The organism is Orenia marismortui DSM 5156, from assembly GCF_000379025.1.
GTDB lineage: Bacteria > Bacillota > Halanaerobiia > Halobacteroidales > Halobacteroidaceae > Orenia > Orenia marismortui.
In genome coordinates, this window is record NZ_KB900623.1 from 422138 (window position 1) to 439801 (window position 17664).

6 protein-coding genes are annotated in these 17664 nt (G+C 31.2%); all 6 read left to right on the forward strand.

Going from position 1 to position 17664, the window contains the following annotated elements; all coding sequences use genetic code 11:
• Positions 1-16: 16 nt before the first annotated feature.
• The 6 genes from OREMA_RS0115760 (at position 17) to OREMA_RS0115785 (ending at position 17664) form a co-directional block, all read left to right on the forward strand.
• The gene (locus tag OREMA_RS0115760; protein ID WP_018250211.1) at positions 17-11113 is read left to right on the forward strand and encodes an InlB B-repeat-containing protein; all 11097 of its coding nucleotides are present in this window, start codon (positions 17-19) and stop codon (positions 11111-11113) included.
• A gap of 404 nt (positions 11114-11517) precedes the next feature.
• Positions 11518-12552, forward strand: a complete 1035-nt coding sequence (argC, locus tag OREMA_RS0115765) for an N-acetyl-gamma-glutamyl-phosphate reductase (RefSeq protein WP_018250212.1) — start codon at positions 11518-11520, stop codon at positions 12550-12552.
• 55 nt (positions 12553-12607) lie between these two features.
• Complete coding sequence (gene argJ / locus OREMA_RS0115770; protein ID WP_018250213.1) at positions 12608-13822, forward strand: bifunctional glutamate N-acetyltransferase/amino-acid acetyltransferase ArgJ; 1215 nt, start codon at positions 12608-12610, stop codon at positions 13820-13822.
• A 134-nt stretch (positions 13823-13956) separates the two neighbouring features.
• Positions 13957-14820 (forward strand): acetylglutamate kinase, encoded by an 864-nt coding sequence (gene argB / locus OREMA_RS0115775; protein ID WP_026189039.1) that lies wholly within the window; start codon positions 13957-13959, stop codon positions 14818-14820.
• 121 nt (positions 14821-14941) lie between these two features.
• Positions 14942-16135 (forward strand): aspartate aminotransferase family protein, encoded by a 1194-nt coding sequence (locus OREMA_RS0115780; protein WP_018250215.1) that lies wholly within the window; start codon positions 14942-14944, stop codon positions 16133-16135.
• Between the two features lie 578 nt (positions 16136-16713).
• A complete protein-coding gene (locus OREMA_RS0115785) occupies positions 16714-17664 on the forward strand; it encodes a 1-phosphofructokinase family hexose kinase (RefSeq protein ID WP_018250216.1) in 951 nt (316 codons plus the stop codon).

The following is a 17664-nucleotide window of genomic DNA, read 5'->3' on the forward strand; positions in this document are numbered from 1 at the left end:
AAGAGAGGAGAATAAAATGAAAATAAGTAAGAGAAATGTATATATATTAGTCTTATTGATTGTAAGTTTGAGCATGATACTAGTTGCTTGTAGTAGTGATAAATCAAATAAAGGAGAATATAATGTCTCAGGAACAGTTTATGATGATGAAGGAACAGGATTAAATGATGTTAAAATAAAGTTTACTACAGAATTTAGTGCGGGGAAGGGTGCGGATTTAGGTATAGCTACTACTGATCAAAAGGGTCGTTTTACTAAGACAGGGCTGGTAGGTGCAGTAAAGGTAACTCCTGTTAAGAAAGGTTATTCTTTTGAAAGTAAAGTAGTAACTGAAACTACGGAACTTGTCTTTGGTAAAGATCCGAATGATGATACTAATCAAGAAGAAAACAAGAACTTAATAATTAGAGTAATAGATGCTAAAACAGCTGAAGAAGTGACTGAGGTTAGTGTAGAACTTATCAATGATGAAATAGATTATTCAAAAATTAAAACCACTGATAGCGTAGGTGAATTAGAATTTAAAAATTTAGATCCAGGAACTTATAGTTTATCTCTGAAGAAAGCTGGCTATATAGACCAAACAATAGAAATTAAATTAGAAGATGATACAAGTAAAGAAATAGAGTTGGTTAAAGAGGTTTCTGAGGCTACTGTAGATCAGAATACAGATCAAATTAGTAATGGTATCTGGACTATAGGTCTTTCTGATCAGGCTAAACAATTACTTGATGGAGTTAATATTAGCATTGAAAAAAGTGAGGATAACCTAAAAGAGACTTTATTAACAAGATATGAAGGAGGGAATAAGACTTTATTTGATTCCCAAACAGAAGAGATAGTTGGACAGGTTTATTCTTTTAAAGTAAGAGGAGAGATAAGTTCTACTGAGCAACCTCTTTCTCTAAATTTTAAAAGAGATTTAACTAAAGATATTAGAAGTTTAAATAATAATCTAAATGCTTTTAATATTCAAAGTAATAGCAGTAGAGATTATACTGTAGATTACTCCATGATAATAGTAATTAAAGATAATTACGGAAAAATTCTAAATATCTATCGGGTTAATTATGTTAATGACAATTCTACTAATAATCAAGAAGTTAAAATATCTTTAAAAGATCTTGATGATATTGGTGAATTAGAAGCAAAAATGTATTTGGTTCAAAGTGCGTCTGATGAACAGGAATATCAAAAGTTTGAAGTATTAGACTCAGAAGATGGGAAAATTATTAAAGCTAATATCAAAGGACAAGCCAGGTATGAGGTAGTTAAAAAAGAAATAGAAGAAGAAACAGAAAAAGAAGATGATGATGGAATTAAAGATTCAGGTGATATGAGTGCAACTAATAATACTATTAAAATAGTAAATGAGGATGTTGGAAATGGTGTTTGTACAGTTAAAATATATAATAAGACTGATTTGTTATTGTGGGAGCAGGATATTTTTATTAATGATATAGATATTAATAATTTATCACAATCACCTTCTAAATTAGCTCAACAATATGCCCCAATCTTAGCTTATCCGGAGGATGAGGAATATGCACCAGTCCCTATGGATTATTTAATCCCAGATGGAAGGAATTCAATATTAGAAGGAGATATAGGTAAAGACTTATCAGAGATTGAATTTAATATTCAGAGAGAAGTTATTGAAGGATATTCGGATCAGATAATTGATAAGGTTAGTTATGATACCCTCGGAGCTTATATGTCATATAATGGTCATAAGAGATCATATATAAATCTAGGGGTATCTGGTTTTAAGACTGATTCTCAAGTGCATCCATTAAGGCATGCTACAGGTAGTATAGAGAATGCTACAATTTATTATTCTTTTATCAAACGAGGTGAAAATCACTATTATTTAAATTATCATTTCTTCTATAACTTTGATCCTAAAGGTGGAAGTTCAGAAGAACCAGCAACTGCTGGTCATGTATTTGATAGGGAGAGTATGTCGATAGTTTTAGATGGAAATTTGAAACCAGAAAGTATTGTATTTGGAGCGCATTTAAGTGGTCAAGAGATGTCATTGTTGAACGAAAATGGGGATAAAGAGATTACATGGGATGGAGAACCAGGAGGAAGGGTGAAGATTCCTTGGGATGAAGTATTTAAATACGAGTATGATGAAGATAAAGAAAAAATTCATCCTATAGTATCTATCGCTAAAGGTTCTCATGCTTTATATCCAGTACCAGGACATTATTTATGTATAGCAAAAAAAGTATTGCCTCTTAAAGAACCTGCTGGAGATTCATTAAATGAAAATACTTTATTTAAAGTTAGCGAAGAAGATAAGGAGAATAATAAATGGCAACGGGTTTTATTCCCTGCTGAAACTAACCCTGAGAATGGGAAGGACTATAATTTAAAAGCATTAAATTTAGATCAATTATCAAGTCATGGTGCTAATTCTCCATTGCTTTTTAGTGGAGCCTGGGTTGATGTTCTTGGAGGTGCTTTTAGTACTAACGCCAAATTTCCACCATTTACTGAAAGAGAAAAAGATATAACTAGCTGGACAGGGAATGCTTATTCTGGTGAAGGTGAATTGAGTTTCATGGAGATGATACCTGATTATTCTAAGGAATTGATGAAGTTGCTTGACGTTCATGTTAATTTGAATTTAGATAAGGTTGATATTTTTTATCAACCAGAGAAAAGAATTGTTAAGGATATGACAGTGCACTTATCTGAATACTTTAAAGATGCAGCTATGTATGAAACTACAGCTGGAGAGGCTAAAGTAGCAATAGGTGAAAAATTCCTGCCTACTCAGGCAAAGACTATCAAGTATATAGATGCTTCTAATATCGCAGTGATTGATGGTTTTGAAGGTTTTCAATATTTTACTGAGTTAGAAAAGCTTAATTTAGGCAGTTGGCATGATGAAGAGGGAAATTTATTGAATATTAATGGACCGGTTAAAGAAGTTGGTGGAGAGCCAATTAATCTAAATATAGTCAGAAATTTAAGTCCATTGGCGAATTTAACTAAATTAAAAGAGTTGAATTTATCCAATACATCAATTAAGGATTTAAGTAGATTATTTGATTTAAGATATATTGATGGCTTATATCAGTATAAACCAGATTATAAGGGTTTATTAGAAATCTTGCTTAACCTTGATATTACAGAGGTTAATATAAATGAAGACAAAAAGTCTGTAGAATTAAATAAGGTTAATGCTTTATCTAATTTGATTAATTTAGAAGAATTAAACCTTAGTTGGAATAAAATTAAAGATCTATCTGCTATAGAAGAATCAATTAACTTTGGAGCATTAATTAGCTTAAAAAAATTAAATCTTAGTGATAATGAAATTACTGACATAACTCCATTAAAAAGTTTAGCTAAGTTAAAAGAGTTTGAATTATTAGATTTGCGTGCCAATGATCTTGAGCTCTCAAAAGAATCTACCACATTAAAAACAATTAATTATTTAGAGAGTAATGATATAAGAGTATTATATGATGGAGTACAATTTACATCATGGTCAGTAATAGATTCTAAATTTGATAAAGAGTGGGACCAAAGAGGAGTACCAGTAATATTCTTAACAGACTTTACCTTTAAAGGGGCTAAGGGGACCAATAATGAAGCAACAGATTTGTTTTTTGATAGATTAGTTCATGGTATAGATAATGATGAAGTTAAAGTCGATGGAATTGTTACAGGTGATAGATTGACTGTTAATGATATTACATTATATGGATGTAGTATTGCTAGTAAAGAGATAAGTGAGGGGGTAAGACTATTAGAAGAAAAGTTATCTGCACATGATTTACTGAAATATCGAGATGATATTATTATAATTGCCAATGATCAGGGAAGCAAGATAGCAGAAGAATGTTTGAAAAATGGCAATGAAAATATTCAGAAGGTAATTAAATTACAGAAGGATAAAATAAATGAAGCTCCAGATCAGGAGATAAGACGAATAGTTAAAGAGATTGATAGCCGTATTTATTATTTAGATATTCCAGTAAGCTACAATGGTAAATATGGCTTTGGTAATGAAAGTGAAGTCAAGATAAAGATTATTAAAGATTATGAGAGTCCTTCAATATATGAAGGTATAATTAACTTTAAAACTGATTTAATCAAGGATAAAGAAAATAATATTGATGGTAAAGTAGGAGTATGGAGCACTACTGATAAAGCAGCAGATGACGATCCAACTAGAATAGGTCTATCAGGTAAAAATATAATATTATTTTATCGTACTGATAATAACAAGAATTTAGCAATTATTAATTGGGAACTTTATAGTGGTGTTTCTAACGAATTTCCATTATTAGGGGGTAAGAAACCATATAGTTATGCAATAATGAGTAAAGGAAAGTCAAACCTTATGGATTACGTATGTCTAAAGGAAGTAACTGGGAAGAATGGAGAACATAAAAATTATGGCATATATGCGATAGATAATAATAATCTATTAAGCGAGAAATATGACCTAGCTGAAGATGAAATTGAAGACTTAACTCAAAATAAAAGGAATAATTTAGAGAATAGCTTAGCTAATATTACAGAAGATAACAAAAAAGTAATTACAAGAGGGTTAGAGCTAGTAGTAGGATATGTTTTTGAAGCATCTGATAATTTATATGAAGCAGGTCTTAGGTTATATAATAAGCCAGGTATTCATTTTGGGACTCACAAAACAATCATATCCGATACACAAGCTATAATGGAGAAAGAAATTGATTATATTGGTAGAACTTATAATGGTCTCTATCCTGCTGGTACTACGATAACAGTTAAATATCCTGATTATATTGCTCCATATGATCCATACTGGTCTGGAGGTTTTAATTTTTCTAATTTTTTAATACCAGGTGAAGAAGTTGTTGCAGAAAAGGTTAGTGAAAATATGTATGAGCTAAAAATTAAATTAGACTTTGCTAAAAATTTATTTATGAATTATGTTGAAAGAGGTAGTTTATTAAATATTGTTGCAAGAGGTCCAAGAGGATGTACAGTAAAAAGAGAAAAACTAGATTCTTCTGATGATAATCCAAGGAATTCTTTAAAACCAACTTTAAAAACAACTTCATTCAAAGGGCAATCATCTGAGCGAGCAAGGGTTAGATTGACTGCTATACCTAAGGAAGGTTGGGCGTTTGACCATTGGGAAGGTAGTGTTACTGGTTATGAAAATCCAATTATTATTAGCTTAGATAAAGAAAAAGATATAACAGCAGTGTTTGGAGAAAGATTAATCAAAGATAAGAATTTAGAAGAAGCAATTAGAGAAGAAATTAATAAGCCTGAAGGAATATTAACTAAAGAGGATTTAGAGCAGATAACTAAGTTAGAAGCAGAAGATTGTGAGATAAAGTCATTAGAAGGTCTAGAGTATCTTAAGAACCTAGAACATTTGAATTTAAATAATAATGGAATATTAGACCCTAGTGTTGTCTGTTTATTAGAAGATTTAAAAACAGTAAATCTTAAGAATAATAAAATAAATGAAGCGATTTTTGCTAAAGAGATGAAGAGTTTGCAGGAGCTAGATCTTAGTAGTAACAACTTAAAAATACTTGATTTTGGAGGTGATGGTTCTGGCTCTGGAGGTGGACTTAAGTTTAGTAAAGCACCAAAAAATTTAAAATCACTGAAATTAGGTGATAATAAGATAACAGATATAGATAGTTTGTTTAGAGAATTAAATGACTTAGGTAATTTACAACTTCTCGATCTAAGTGGAAATTTAATAAATAGTATAAGTAATATAGTAGAATATTCTGATAGAATGGAAGAAACACTAAGAGAATTGAATCTAAGTAACAATCAATTAAGTGATATAGGTGCTGTATCAAATTTTAGGAGTTTAGAGGTTTTAAATTTAAATAACAATAATATCAAAGAAATTGATCCAGTGAAAAAGTTAGATAATATAATTACTTTGGAATTAGCTAGTAATGATTTAACTCATATAACTGCTATTAGAAATTTAGAGAAGTTAAAGAATCTAAACTTATGGAATAATAAGATAGAAGAGGTTAGAGGATTACCTGATTTAAAGTTTGCAGATAATATAAATCTAAGTCAAAATTTAATCAGGAAGTTAGAAGGGGTATCTAGGCTAGGGAATGTAAAGAACTTAGATCTAAGTAGTAATAAGATTAAAGATATAAGTTCGATTTCAGACTTAGGTAATGTAGAGAATATAGATTTAGGTAATAATGAAATAGAAGATATAAGTTCTCTATCAGAGGTTGGTAGTATTGAGAATTTAAATCTTAGCGATAACCAGATAAAAGATATAGAGGCATTAGAAGATATAGATGGCTTGCAAGAGGTGGAACTTGGTAATAATGAATTTGAACTAATTGACCCTGAAATAGAAAAGATATTAAAAAGATTAACAGATAATGAAAATGTAAAGGTTGATTTTTCAGGTGGAATATATTTATCAATTGATGTAGAGGGACCAGGTTATGTAATAAAAAATCCTGGAGAAGATAGTTATAAGAAAGGAACAAGAGTTACCTTAGTAGCTAAAACGGTAAATGGATGGGAATTTGATCATTGGGAAGGCGATTTATCAGGAAATGAAAGAGTAAGAACAATTGTTATGGATGAGGAAAAGAGAGTAAAAGCTGTATTTAAGCAAGAAAAATATAGTTTTGAGTTAAGGGTTAAAGGTAAGGGAACAGTAACTAAGAGTTTAGATAAAGAAGAGTATGAGTATGGTGATTTTATAACTCTAAATGCAATAGCTGAAGAGGGATGGCAATTAGACCACTGGGAAGGATTAGTTGGTACAGCCCTAAATCCTACAGTTTCAATGGATGGAGACAAGGTAATAGCAGCAGTATTTTTACCTTTATATACATTGGAAAGTAATGTTGAAGGTCGGGGTGAGTTAATAGTATATCCGCAAAAAGATAGTTATAGGGAAGGTGAAGAGGTAACTTTAATTGCTGAACCAAAAGAGGGTTGGATATTCAATTATTGGTCAGGAAATGCTACTGGAGATAGCAAGAGAAAAAAAATCACTATGGATGAAAATAAAAAGATAACAGCAGTATTTGGTTCATTAGATATATCTAGATTAAATACTAATATCAAAGGAAAAGGTACAATATCAATAGCTGAAAAATCAATCAAAACAATCTATGAAGCAGGAGATATAGTAGAATTAATAGCCAAACCGGAAGTTGGTTATCGATTTGATCATTGGGAAGGGGCGATATCAGGAAGTAAAAGAGAAGCGAAACTTACTCTTAGCAGTGAAGAGCAGGAATTAACAGCAGTATTTACTAAAGAAGAATATGATCTTAGTCTCGATATAGAAGGAGAAGGAATAGTTGAAAAATCTATAGATCAGAAAAGATATCCTTATGGAGCTAAGGTGAAATTAACGGCAAAAGCAGAAGAAGGTTGGCGGTTTAGTCATTGGACAGGAGATATCAAAACTGATGAGAAATTAAATGTACCTGAATTTATAGTAAGTTTTGATAGAGATAGAGAAATAAAAGCAGTATTTGTACCAACCGATGAGTTGTTCACCTTAGATATAAGTACTGAAGGTGATGGTGAAATAATTACTACTCCTAAAAAAGAAAAGTACCTCGAGGGAAGTGAAGTCAAATTAGTAGCAGAATCCAAAGAAGGTTGGACATTTAAAGAATGGTCAGGAGATATAGAAGGGAATCAAAGAGAAAGAGTCATTACAGTAACTGAGAATAAAGAAATTAAAGCTATCTTTGTTCCTTTAGATATAAATATAGAAGGTAATGGAGATATAGATTTAGAAAGTACAGCTGTGAAGGAAGTAATCAAATTAACAGCTACTCCAGAATTAGGATGGGTTTTTGACCATTGGGAAGGAGCCTTATCAGGATCTGAAATAAGTCAAGAGTTAGCAATAAATGAGCCAAAGGAAGTAACAGCAGTATTTGTGAATGATAAATATAGTCTCAATTTAAATGTTGAGGGTGAGGGTCTGATAGAGAAAGATACTAATCACGAATATTATGCTACTGGGGCTTTGGTAACTTTATCTGCAAAGTCTAAAGAAGGTTGGGTATTTGATCATTGGGAAGGTAACTTTGATGAAGATAATGCTACAGCTGCTGGTTCCAAATTGAAGTTAAGGATGGATGAAGATAAGAATATAACTGCAGTATTTAAGGAAATAAAGAATATCAATATAGAAACAGAAGGTAGTGGAATAGTAAGAACAAAGGGAATTACTCATGAAGAAGGAATAAAAGTGACCTTCTTAGCAGTTGCTAAAGGTAGTTGGAATTTTGATCATTGGGAAGGGGATATAGGAGATAATGATCCTAATCAAGAAGAGATTACTCTTCCTATTGATGAACAAAGAGATATAAAGGCAATATTTGTACCTATTTATCCACTAAATATAGTAGTTGAAGGTCAAGGAAGTATAGAAGTGCCAGAAGGTGATTTCCAATTAGATGGCTGTGATTTTTATAATCAGGGAAGAGAAATAACTGTAATAGCTACAGCTAAACCAGGATGGAAATTTGACCATTGGGAAGATGGTTTATCAGGAAATCAAAAAGAAGAGAAGCTTATAATCGATGAAGAAAAGAAAGTAGTTGCAGTATTTAAAGAGGAAGAATATAGCCTTAACCTAACAACTACAGGAGAAGGAACTATAGAACAAGATATTCAAAAAGATAAGTATTTATATGGAGATGAAGTAAGATTAACAGTATTAAGGAAAGAAGGGTGGAATTTTGATCATTGGGAAGGAGATATAGATTCAGAAAATATAAATGAAGAAGAAATTGTTATATCTTTTACTCAAAATATGAATTTAACAGCTATATTTGTACCAGTGTACTCATTAGATATAAAAGTTGAAGGTCAAGGAAGCATTAACAAATCCTTGAAAGCAGATATCGTAGAAAATGAAAAGAATCTTTATAATCAAGGTAAGAAAGTAACATTTACAGCTATATCAGAACCTGGATGGGGATTTGACCATTGGGAAGGCGATTTATCTGGAGATAACCCTAACTTAAGTGTTTCTATAGATAAAGATACAAGTATAACAGCGGTATTTGTGCCTATTTATCCATTAAATATAGTGGTTGAAGGGCAAGGAAGTGTAGAAACTACAGAAGCTGATTTCCAATTAGATGGTTTAGATTTTTATGAGCAAGGAAAAGAAGTAACTGTAATAGCTACAGCTAAGCCAGGATGGAAATTTGACCATTGGGAAGACAGTTTATCAGGAAACCAAAAAGAAGAGAACCTTATAATCGATGAAGAAAAGAGAGTAGTTGCAGTATTTATAGAGGAAGAATATAGTCTTAATCTAACAACTACAGGAGAAGGAACTATAGAACAAGATATTCAAAAAGATAAGTATCTATATGGAGATAAAGTAAGGTTAACAGCATCAAGGAAAGAGGGTTGGAAATTTGATCATTGGGAAGGAGATATAGGAGGAGATGATCCTAACCCAATAATTACAATGAATGATGATAAAAATATAAAAGCAGTCTTTGTACCTATTTATCAATTAAATATAGAGGCTGAAGGGCAAGGAAGTGTAGAAGTTCCAGAAGCTGATTTTGAATTAGATGGTTATAAGTTTTATGAAAAAGGAAGAGAATTATCTTTGGTAGCTACAGCTAAGCTAGGATGGGTATTTGACCATTGGGAAGGAGATATATCTGGAGATAACCCTAACTTAAGTGTTTCTATAGATAAAGATATAAATATAAAAGCAGTATTTGTGCCACTACACAGAGTAAATATCTTAACTGAAGGAGAAGGAACGGTTGTCAAATCACCTAAAGCAATATTTAATGAAAATGATCAAGCTGCATATAAAGAAGGGGCTGAAGTAAAATTAATACTTAAAGCAGAGCAAGGATGGATTTTTGATCATTGGGAAGGAGATTTATCTGGAACTGATCCTAATCCTAATCCAATAGTTTCTATAGATGAAGATAAAGACATAAAGGCTATATTTGTACCATTGCACAGAGTAAAGATCACAACTGAGGGAGAAGGAACAGTTGTCAAATCACCTGAAGCAATACTTAATGAAAATGATCAAGAATTATATAAAGATGAGACTGAACTAATATTGACAGCTAAGGCAGAATCAAGGTGGGAATTTGACCATTGGGAAGGGGATATTTCAGGAACTAGTAAGGATGTTACAATAAAAATAGATAGTGATAAGGAAATAAATGCAGTGTTTGTTCCTACTTATCATTCTTTAACTATAGCGACTGAAGGTCCTGGTACTGTAGAAGTAAACCCCCAACCAGATAAAATAGAAGATGGTCAGAAATATTATCAAATTGGAACTAAGATTACCTTAAGAGCAATTCCAGATCCTGAGTTGAAAGGTGTTGATTTGGATCATTGGGAAGGACTAACTGAAGAAGGAGCTGAAGTTAGTTTTGTTATAGATGATGATATGAATATTAAAGGGATATTCAATATTGTTTTTAAAAATGAACTTTTTGAAGAGAAGGTTAGAGAAGCAATTAATAAAGACACTGGAGTTATTGACAAAAGTGATCTAGAGCAAATAACAGAATTAAATGTAGAAAACTGTGAGATAAGGACTCACCAATGGAGAAGAACTGACTACGAAATAATTGAAGATATGATCAATTTAACTAACTTAGATATATCTAATAATTCTCTTCAAAGGGAGATGAGACTTAGTAAAATTACTAAGCTTAAAGTATTAGATTGTTCAAGTAATTTTCTATGGAACTTTGAGATAGAAGAACAGTTAGAAGATTTAGAAGAAGTAGATGCCTCAGATAACCAGTTATTATTGATAGGTGAATTAGTAGAAAAGGCACCTAATTTAATTAGATTAGATCTTTCAAATCAAAGATTTAACTATTATTCAGCTCTTCTTGAAGATATAGACGAATTAGCTTCATTAAAAAAATTAAAAGAATTAGATCTTTCGAAGAACGGGATTGTACATGGTCTTGGAAGTGATGGCTATGAAGGAATAAGTTATTTATTAGAACTGCCCAATTTAACTAAATTATGGATTGATATTAACGACTTTACAGATGAATATGATCGACAAGTACTTGATGAATTGGAGTCTAGAGGAGTATTGATTAATCCTTGATTTTAATTATTGAATAAGGAAACAATAGAAGAATAAACATATTAAGGTGGTCGATAATTAGACCACCTTAATATGTTTATAAAGTAAAAATACATTTTTTATAAAAAATATTTAATGTTAATAATTATAGTATAGAAACCAAAAAAAGATATAATTCAAAATCTTTTTTGATACAGACTAAAACCTGACTAAGTTCTGTCTGAAACCTTCAATAATCTTTAGTCTGCTTTTGTCTGTGTCTAAATTTTTTAGTATTGATTTTAATATAAAGAACATTAATTCAATCTATATAATAGGGAAATAAAAATTTTCAAAATAAATTCAAAATAACATTTGTATTTTTATACTCTTTTATGTATAATTATAAACAAAATAGTGTACGTATATTAAGGAGGAGTTCTAGTATGAAGGTAAGTATAATAGGTTCTACAGGATATACTGGTATGGAATTAGTAAGATTATTATCTAAACATCCTAAGGTTGAATTAAAAATATTAACTTCTCGGAGCTTTGCTGGAGAAGATATATCAGATATATACCCCAACTTAAGGGGAAAGGTAGATATTAAATGTGAAAAGCTAGATCTTAATAAATTAGCAGCTAGTTCAGATTTTGTTTATACTGCTCTACCACATGGAGTATCTATGGAGGTAGTACCTGAATTAGTTGATAGGGGTCTTAAAGTAATTGATTTAAGTGGTGATTATCGTTATAATAATTTAAAAACTTACGAAGACTGGTATAAACCTCATCTGAGTCCTAGTTTATTAGAAAAAGCTGTTTACGGGTTGCCAGAATTAAATAGATCAAAGATTAAAGCTAGTGGATTAGTTGCTAATCCAGGCTGTTATCCTACAGCATCAATTTTAGCTTTAGCTCCATTAGTGGCTAATGATTTAATTAGTAGGGATAATATTATTATTGATGCTAAGTCTGGAACTAGTGGTGCAGGAAGAAAATTATCTTTAGCAAATCATTTCTGTGAGGTTAATAATAATTTTAAAGCATATAAAGTTGCTAATCATAGACATACTTCAGAGATAGAGGAAAAATTAACTTTGGTAGGTGGAGAAGATATTAATTTATCTTTTACTCCACATTTATTACCAATAAATCGAGGGATTTTGGCAACCATTTATGCCAATCTAGAAGAAAATTTAGATACTGCTGAGATATTAGAATATTATCAGGATTATTATAAAAAGGAAGCCTTTATAAGGATTATGGAAGAAGGAATCTTACCTGAAATTAAGAATGTAGCTGGATCAAACTATTGTGATATTGGTTTCAAGGTAGATAAAAGAACAGGTCGGATTATAGTTATCTCAGCTATTGATAATTTAATCAAAGGTTCAGCTGGTCAAGCAATTCATAATTTAAATATAATGGCTGGCTGGGATGAGAGTCTGGGGTTAGAAGATTTATCTCTATATTTATAAAGAAGTATAGGGAAAATAATTTTATGCATTATTTCTATTTAAAGGAGGAGCAAAGATGAAAAATTTTAAAGGGATAAAAGGTGGAATTACTGCTCCTAAAGGTTTTTTAGCCAGTGGAGTTGTAGGTGGAATAAAAAAGAGTGGAAATAAAGATGTAGCATTAATTTATAGTAAGAATTTGGCACAAGTAGCTGGTGTTTTTACAACAAATCAATGTGCAGCTTCATCGGTAATCTTAAGTAAAGACAACTGTAAAGGTGGAAGTGCTCAAGCTATAATCGTTAATAGTGGAAATGCTAATGCTTGTACTGGAGATAGAGGTTATCAGGATTCAAAAGCAATGATTGGACAAGTAGCAGAAAGTTTAGATCTAGAAGATAATCAAGTTGTCTTATCTTCTACAGGAATTATTGGAGAGTTTTTAGAGATGGAAAAGATCAAAGCTGGGATAGACAAAGCAGTAACAAGCTTAAGTAGTCAAGGTGGAAGGGATGCAGCAGAGGCAATAATGACTACTGATACATATGCTAAGGAGCTAGCACTAGAGATTATGATAGGTAATAAGGTTGTAAAATTAGGGGGTATAGCAAAGGGTTCGGGAATGATTGAACCTAATATGGCGACAATGTTAGGTTTTATAACTACTGACATAGCAATAAGTAGCGAATTATTAAAAGAGGCATTAAAAACAGCAGTAAATAAATCTTTTAATAAGATAACAGTTGATGGTGATCAAAGTACTAATGATATGGTTAGTATTTTAGCTAATGGTCAAGCAGAAAATAATCAAATTAGCGAAAAGAATGAACAATATTATAAATTTGTAGAAGCATTGAACTATCTTTGTACTTATTTAGCACAACAGATTGTTAGAGATGGAGAAGGAGCTACTAAGTTTGTTGAGGTTGAAGTAAAGGGTGCATTATCGAGTGAAGATGCTGAAAAAGCAGCTAAGAAGATTGCTAATTCTAATTTAGTTAAGACAGCTATTTTTGGTGAAGATCCCAATTGGGGAAGAATAATTGCTGCTGTGGGAGCTTGTGGAGTTGAATTAGATTTAAGTAAGATAGAGATCAAAATTAATGATTTATTATTACTAGCTAAGAATCAAGAAGTAATTAAACATTCAGCGAAAGAAAAATCTAAGTTATTAAAGGAAAAAGATATAAAAGTAGAAGTTGATTTGAATTTAGGATCAGTTAGTGAGGTTGTTTGGACCTGTGATCTTTCTTATAAATATGTTGAGATTAATGGGGAGTATCATACTTAGAATAGCTTCTAGCTGATGGTCGCTAGCTATTAGCAGACAGGTAGAAATTAGGAACTAGGTGATAGGATTAGCTATAGATGATTTTATAATCTAGTTTCTAGTAGCCAGCAAATAAATGAGGTGAGAAAATAATGATGGAAGAGTTGATTAAAAAGGCTGATATTTTAATGGAGGCTTTACCATATATGAAGAAGTTTTCTGATAAGACTGTTGTTATAAAATATGGTGGTAATGCTATGGTAAATAAAGAGGTGATGGCTTCGGTTTTAAAAGATATCACTTTATTAAAATATGTTGGGGTTAACCCAGTAATTGTTCATGGTGGTGGGCCTGTAATTAGTGAAAACCTAGATAAGTTAAATATAAAAAGTGATTTTCATCAAGGGTTAAGGATTACTTGCCAAGATACTATGGAGGTAGTAGAACAGGCTTTATTAGGTAAGGTAAATAGTCAGATTGTATCTTTAGCAAATTTGGCTGGTAATAAAGCAGTAGGTTTATCAGGAAAAGATAATAATTTAATTCAAGCCAAGAAATATAGTGTAGATGAAGAGGTCGATTTAGGCTATGTAGGAGAGGTAGAAAAGATTAATCCTGAAATATTAGAGACAATGATAGATAATGGATACTTGCCAATAGTTGCTCCAGTAGGTGTAGATGAAGCTGGTGCTAGTTATAATATTAATGCCGATTTAGTTGCTGGAGAATTAGCAGCTGCTTTAGATGCAGAGAAGTTAATTTTATTAACTAATATAGAAGGGATTTTGGAAGATCCAGAAGATAAGAATTCTCTAATTTCTCGTTTAACGATATCGGAGGCTGAAGAGATGATAGAGGATAAGAAAGTTGTAGGAGGAATGATTCCAAAAGTACAGTCTTGCATAAATGCATTAAAAAAAGGGGCTAAACGCACTCATATTCTTGATGGAAGAATGGAGCATGCGTTACTTTTAGAGATATTTACAGCTAAAGGAATAGGAACTATGATATATAGATAGTTAGAAAAGCAGTGAAGAGTTACGGGCGGTGAGAAGGTAGCAAAGATCAGATCTTCCTAATCTTTTACTTGTCACTTCTTACTCATCACTCGTTATTGAACTTAAAAAAGGAGGAGTTAGTATGGAAAAGTCACAGGTTATTCAGGCAGATCAAGATTATTTTATGAATGTCTTTGGTTCTAGATTTCCAATAGTAGTAGAGAAAGGAGAAGGAGTCTACTTATATGACCAGCAAGGGAATAAATATTTAGACTTTACAGCAGGAATTGCCGTTAATGCTTTAGGCTATAACTATCCAGAGTTTACGGAAGCTTTAAAAGAGCAGGTAGAAAAATTATTACATGCTTCTAATCTTTACTATTTTGAAATTCAGGCTAAATTATCTAAACTATTAATTAATAATTCTTGTGCAGATAAGGTTTTTTATGGTAATAGTGGGGCAGAGGCTAATGAGGGTGCTATCAAATTGGCCAAGAAATATTTTAAAGCCAAAGGTGAAAATAGATATGAAATTATAACTACTATTAATTCCTTTCATGGTAGAACTTTGACCACTTTGGCTGCTACAGGGCAGAATAAATATCAAAAACCCTTTGAGCCAATTCCTACTGGATTTAAGCATGTTGATTATAATAATTTAGATATGATAAAAGAAGCAATTACTGAGCAAACAGCAGCGATTATGGTAGAACCTATTCAAGGTGAAGGTGGAGTTAACCCAGCTACTAAGAAGTATTTGCAAGGGTTAAGAGAAATTTGTGATAAAGAGGGAATAATATTAATTTTTGATGAGATTCAAACTGGTATTGGACGAACAGGAAGTTTATTTGCTTATGAAGAGTATGGAGTAGAGCCAGATATCTTTACTATAGCTAAAGCTTTAGGGAATGGAGTGCCTGTTAGTGCATTTTTGGCTAAAGAGGAAGTTGCATCTGCCTTTGAGCCAGGAGATCATGGTTCAACTTTTGGAGGAAATCCTTTGGCTTGCAGAGCAGCTTATACTACATTAAAAGTTATATTGGATCAAGGGTTATTAGATCATACTAAAGAAATAGGTGAATACTTCAAACAGAAATTATTAGAATTAACTGATAAGTATAAGTTTATTAAAGAATTACGTGGGATGGGGTTAATGCTTGGTTTAGAATTGGACATAGAAGTAAAAGAGATTGTAATGAAGCTTTTACGAAAAGGGATTTTAGTTCTTAGTGCAGGAAAGAATACCTTGAGATTTTTACCACCACTAATTATCAGTAAAAAGCATGTTGATCAAGTTATTGAAGTTTTGGATGAAGTTTTTGCTACAATAAATTAAAAAGTAAATTACTCTGCCTATATAGGCAGAGTAATTTACTTTTTTTAGTCTATGGTTTTGTGATTATTTAAGTTAACTATTATTTGGAGGGGAGTAAAGAAAGCTTATTTAACTTATATTACATTTATAAGTATAAACTAATTTCTTTACGAAAATGTGATGAAACTTAAAATTATTAATATTAAATTTAATATTAATAATTTTCTAAACTATTTTTATGAATATATTAATATGTTGTTATAGATAGGTCTGAAAAACTTAAGTAACTAGTAACTAGTAAGTAGTAAATAAGTTGATTTGTCACCTTGTACTAGTCATTTGTTACTGTCACCTTATATCCATTAACTTTTATTTTAAAGTTGGAGATTTATATTAATTCTGATAGCTGAAGTTTATTTGGCAAATTTTTAAATTAATATAAGTAGCTAATTTTAAATTTATATTTTGTTTTTATAGGGTTATATAATAATAATTTATAATTATTATTCTTTTATTAGCTTTAAAAATTGTCGCTAAAGGAGTATAATATAATAAAATTGTATTAATATAATAATGATTTATTTTGAGGGGGGAATTAAATGATTACTACAGTTACATTAAATCCAGCCATTGATAGAGAGTATTTTGTGGCTGAAAATAAGCCTCGTGAACATCAGTATCTATATACTGAACGTGATATTAAAGTATCACCAGGAGGAAAAGGTTTATTAAGTGCTATTAATTTAAAAAAGATAGGTCATAGTGATGTACAGAATATTGGCTTTGTTGGTGGGAGACAAGGGCTATTTTTTGAGAAAATGGTACAGGAGTGTGGGATTACAACTAATTATATCTTTACTGAAAGTGAGATCAGAAATAATATATTTATTATTTCTAGAGATCCTGTAACTTATACCCATTATAACGATTATACATATAAGGTAGAACCAGATGATGTAGAAAATTTAATTAAGCGTTTTAAGCGTGGAATTGTAGATAGTGACTTTATTATGATATCGGGCTCTATTCCTGAGGGAGTTAATTTTAGTATCTATCAACGTTTAATCAAAATTTGTCATACTGCAGGTAAAGAGGTTTATTTACATGCTAGTGGAGAAGTTTTAAACCGTTCTTTATCTGAAGGGCCTAAAGTAGTTGCTCCTTATTTTAAGCATACTAATAAAATTTTGGATAAGAAGATAGTAAGTGATGAAGATTATATTTGGGCCGGTAAGAAGTTACAAGAAGAAGGGGCAGAATATGTAATGCTACCTTTTCACTGTGATCGATTATTATTTGATAGAGATGGTACAATTTATCAATTGTCACCAAATAACTTCTGTTTAAGAAACTGGCTTGGTGCAGGTGAAGCTTATAATGCTGGATTCTTTGATTATGTATCTAGAAATGGATTTGATTTTTTAGAAGCTAATAAATATGCTGGAGCAGCAGCTTTAGCTATAGCTGAAACTAAAGATATATTCTTAGCTGATAGATCTATGATAGAAAAGAAATTAGCTAATATTTCAGTTAAAAAATTGGAGGTGTAA